The following is a 3,224-nucleotide window of genomic DNA, read 5'->3' as shown; positions in this document are numbered from 1 at the left end:
CGCCGCCGGCGCACTCCTCTACACCCTGGCGGGCCCGGACACCGGCGCCACCGTCGCGCCCGCCCCGCAGGCGATGCCCGCACCCACGGCGGCCGCCTCCTGCGACGGGGCGTCCTGCCTGCACGTCGACCCGGTCGGCACCGTCTGCGACCGCGACGCCGCCACCGCCGCGGCCGACCGCGACTTCGGCGTCCTGATCGAACTGCGCTACAGCCCCTCCTGCCACGCCGCCTGGGCCAAGATGAGCGGCGGCTCCCCCGGCGACCGCGTCCAGGTCTTCGGCACCCCGCCCGAGCAGGAGGAGTACCGCCAGCAGTCCGGCCACGACGCCCACAGCAAGATGGTCCGCGCCGCCCGCCCCGCCGACGCCCGCGCCTGCGCCGTCGTCGACAACCGGGGCACCGTCTGCGCCGCACCCCGGGAAGCCCCCACGGGATGACGCGGGAGAGCGGGCACAGCCGGGTCGGCGAGCCGCTCGGGCGGAAGCCGACGGTGACCGCCCGTCAAGGACGAACGGATCCGGCGTACTCCCCCTCGCGATCCGGGGATACGAGGTCCAGGCGTCGTCCCCGCAGCGCGCGGCGTGCTGAGGCCCACAGGTCACACACAGGCCCGCAGTTCCGTGAGGTCCAGCGGTGGTAGCCGTGACAGCTCGGCGTCGGCGGCGGCCATGGCGGCGGCGTAGCGGGAGTCGGCGAGGAGGGCCGTGACGGTGTCGGCGATCTCGTCGCGCGTCGCTGTGAGTTCCAGCGCGCGGCCGAGGCCGTGCCCGGCGAACGCGGTGGTGTTGCCGGGCTGGTCGGCGACGACGCCCAGGCCCAGGACGGGTGTCGTCGCCTGCACCGCGTCGAGCAGGGAGGCCCGCCCGCCGTGCGTCACGAACAGATCCACCTGACGGAGGAGCGCGGGCTGCGGGACGTGCTCGACGACCGTGATGCGGGGGTCCGCGCTCGGCAGGTCCCGCGCGAGGTGTCCGGCGGACACGATCGCCTCGCAGCCGGTCGCGGAGAGGGCGGCCATGACCTCCCGGTACACGCTCCTCACGACGCCGCGCAGACCGGACATCGCGGTGGTCAGGGTGCCGAGGCTCACGTAGACGAGCGGGCGGGAGGAGGCGGGACGGTCCGGCCGCTCGGGGGCGGTGGTCCGGAACGCCGCGACGGTGCGCCGGACCGCGCGGGCCGATGACGAAGTCGAGCGCGGACACGTGCGACGGTATCGGCTCGGCGGTGACGGCTATCCGTAGGGCCATGGGGACTCCAAGCAGCGTTCTGCGGGCGCGCGGAATCCGGGCCCGCTTGCCGAGGTCGGCGGGTTGCGACGGGGCGTCAGGAACCGGCACCGGGTGACGGCGGCTTCCGCGACGGGACCGGGCCCGGACCGTCCTGACGGCCCAGGACGAGGACCTGGAAGGCCGCGCCGCCGTAGGCGACCAGGAGCCGGGCGATCCTGCGGGGCGTGCTGCGCATGCTGGTGTGCCTGCTTTCGGAGGGCGCTGTCGGTCTTTCGGAGGGTGCTGTCGGCTTGTCGGAGGGAGCCCGGGTCACCAGGAGACGGCGTCGTCCAGCGACTGCTGCCAGTAGCCGACCTTGAGGGAGTCGTCCACGTAGGCGCCCTCCGCGGGCAGCGACGGGTGGGCCCCGGTGCCGACGCTCTCGTTGCCGGAGGGGCCGTGGAAGTAGACGGTCAGGGAGTTCACGGTGTGGCCGTTCGAGCCGTCGGTGCCGTCGGTGGAGGACAGGTTCACGGAGGCGTAGCCGGACTTGCCGGGCTGGAGGGTGACGACGGCCTGCGGCTTCGAGTCGGTGATGACGGGGGGTACGGACTGGGCCTCGCCGAAGCGGACGGCCGGGTAGCCGTAGAGGTAGCAGGTGCCGGAGCCGGTGTTGGTGACCGTGAGCAGCAGGTGGTTCACAGGGCGGTTCAGCGGGGCGGCCGTGGTCGCGGTGTTGGAGCCTTCGCAGGTGGCCGGCTTGGCGGCCGCGGGGGCGGCGGGGGTCTTCGGCGTCGGGGTGCCGGTGGCGGGCTTCGGGGCGGTGGGCCGGGGTGCGGCGGCCGGCTCCTGACTGGCGGAACCGGTGGTGCCACCGGCGTCGGCGGACGGGGCCGTGGAGGTCGAGGAATCCGCCGCAGCGGCGGGCGCCGCAGCCCTGAGCGAGGGCCCGGTCGCCGTATCGATGACCCCGCTGTCGTTGCACGCGGTGAGCGAGAAGGCGGCGACCACGAGGCTCGCGGCGGCGCTGACCAGACGGGTGCGGGAGGTACGGACGGACATGTGGTCGCGCCCCTTTCGGCATGGGCTCGGGTGCTGCGTCGGTCGGACGGCCGAAGCCTGCGCGACGGTCCGTCCCAGCCGCCACGTCTGGCGCCGCACCAGGGAGGGTGGGACGGCGAAGGGGGCTCTGACCAGCGGGAACGAGGCCGGCCTGGAACGCCGGAATGGGACGCGGAGGGGACGGGCGAGAGGACGGACGGGGCGGCTGCCGGAGGGCACGGGGCCGAGGCGCCCCGCGTGTCGTCGGGCCTCGCGAGTGCGTCTAGGGTGTGGGAGCTATGCGACTGGTCGAGATGGAGACAGCCCGGCAGGACTGGAAGGGCATGCTGTGCGGCTGCGGCGGTTCGGCGGAGCACCTGGCCCGGGATCTGCTGCGGCTCGCGGGCGGGGGATCCGGGGCGGAGCCGGGCCAGGTCGACCTCGAATGGCATGTCTGGTCCCCGGTCGTCCTGTGGGAGCCGGCTCCCGCGGTGGCGTCCGTTGCGCTGGCGGCACTGGCCGATGACGTCGCACCGGCGGCCCGCGCGCGCTTCCTCCAGCTCCTTCAGTGCCTGGTGGCGGGCGAGGGCACGGACGCGGAGTCCGCCCGACGAGGACTCGATCTTCCGGAGCTGTGCAGAAACGTTGCCGCGCAAGGTCTCTGGCTGCTCTACGGGGAGGTGATGGCGAATCGGTCCCTCGTCGGGGCGGGCACCGCCTTCGAGATCCTCACGGTGGTGGAGCCCGACAGGGCTCGCCTGCACCGTGTCCGGGAGCTCGCGGCCGACTGGCTGCCCGTGTGCTGCCGGACCGGCCTGTGCGATGACGACCTGTGGGCCCTCGACCGCTGACCTCGCCGGAGCCGTGGCCGCGCTGCCGTGGACGAGCCGCGCTGCCCGCTGCCGGGCGTCCGCGGCGCGTCTCCCTCCCGGAGGACGGGGTCAGGGGGCCGGTGACCGCTTGCCCGACA

Annotated in this window: 5 protein-coding genes; 2 read left to right on the top strand and 3 right to left on the bottom strand. The window is 74.5% G+C overall.

Annotated elements, in window-relative coordinates:
- Nucleotides 1-439, top strand: a 439-nt coding sequence (locus AE652_RS38320) for a DUF2690 domain-containing protein (RefSeq protein WP_049660003.1), incomplete at its 5' end; no start/stop codon positions are given.
- A 161-nt stretch (nt 440-600) separates the two neighbouring features.
- Here the strand turns inward: AE652_RS38320 and AE652_RS38315 are convergent.
- From AE652_RS38315 to AE652_RS38310, 3 genes are all read right to left on the bottom strand, one after another.
- Nucleotides 601-1,092: a glycosyltransferase gene (locus AE652_RS38315; RefSeq protein WP_234348692.1), complete on the bottom strand. Its 492-nt coding sequence runs from the start codon at nt 1,090-1,092 to the stop codon at nt 601-603.
- Nucleotides 1,093-1,328: 236 nt separating this feature from the next.
- A complete protein-coding gene (locus tag AE652_RS46955; RefSeq protein ID WP_158077722.1) occupies nt 1,329-1,469 on the bottom strand; it encodes a hypothetical protein in 141 nt (46 codons plus the stop codon).
- Nucleotides 1,470-1,543: 74 nt separating this feature from the next.
- Nucleotides 1,544-2,275, bottom strand: a complete 732-nt coding sequence (locus AE652_RS38310; RefSeq protein ID WP_049660002.1) for a DUF4232 domain-containing protein — start codon at nt 2,273-2,275, stop codon at nt 1,544-1,546.
- 278 nt (nt 2,276-2,553) lie between these two features.
- Here AE652_RS38310 and AE652_RS45780 point away from each other — a divergent pair, with 278 nt between their 5' ends.
- Nucleotides 2,554-3,105, top strand: a complete 552-nt coding sequence (locus AE652_RS45780; protein ID WP_049660000.1) for a hypothetical protein — start codon at nt 2,554-2,556, stop codon at nt 3,103-3,105.
- Nucleotides 3,106-3,224 lie beyond the last annotated feature (119 nt).

The sequence above is a fragment of the Kitasatospora sp. MY 5-36 genome, assembly GCF_001182915.1.
GTDB lineage: Bacteria > Actinomycetota > Actinomycetes > Streptomycetales > Streptomycetaceae > Kitasatospora.
This window is presented reverse-complemented; position numbering and strand designations above follow the sequence as displayed.

Excerpts from the sequence above, each read along its gene's own strand:
- AE652_RS45780 (WP_049660000.1), top strand. The coding sequence starts at position 2,554 with ATGCGACTGGTCGAGATGGAGACAGCCCGGCAGGACTGGAAGGGCATG.
- AE652_RS46955 (WP_158077722.1), bottom strand. The coding sequence starts at position 1,469 with ATGCGCAGCACGCCCCGCAGGATCGCCCGGCTCCTGGTCGCCTACGGC.
- AE652_RS38310 (WP_049660002.1), bottom strand. The coding sequence starts at position 2,275 with ATGTCCGTCCGTACCTCCCGCACCCGTCTGGTCAGCGCCGCCGCGAGC.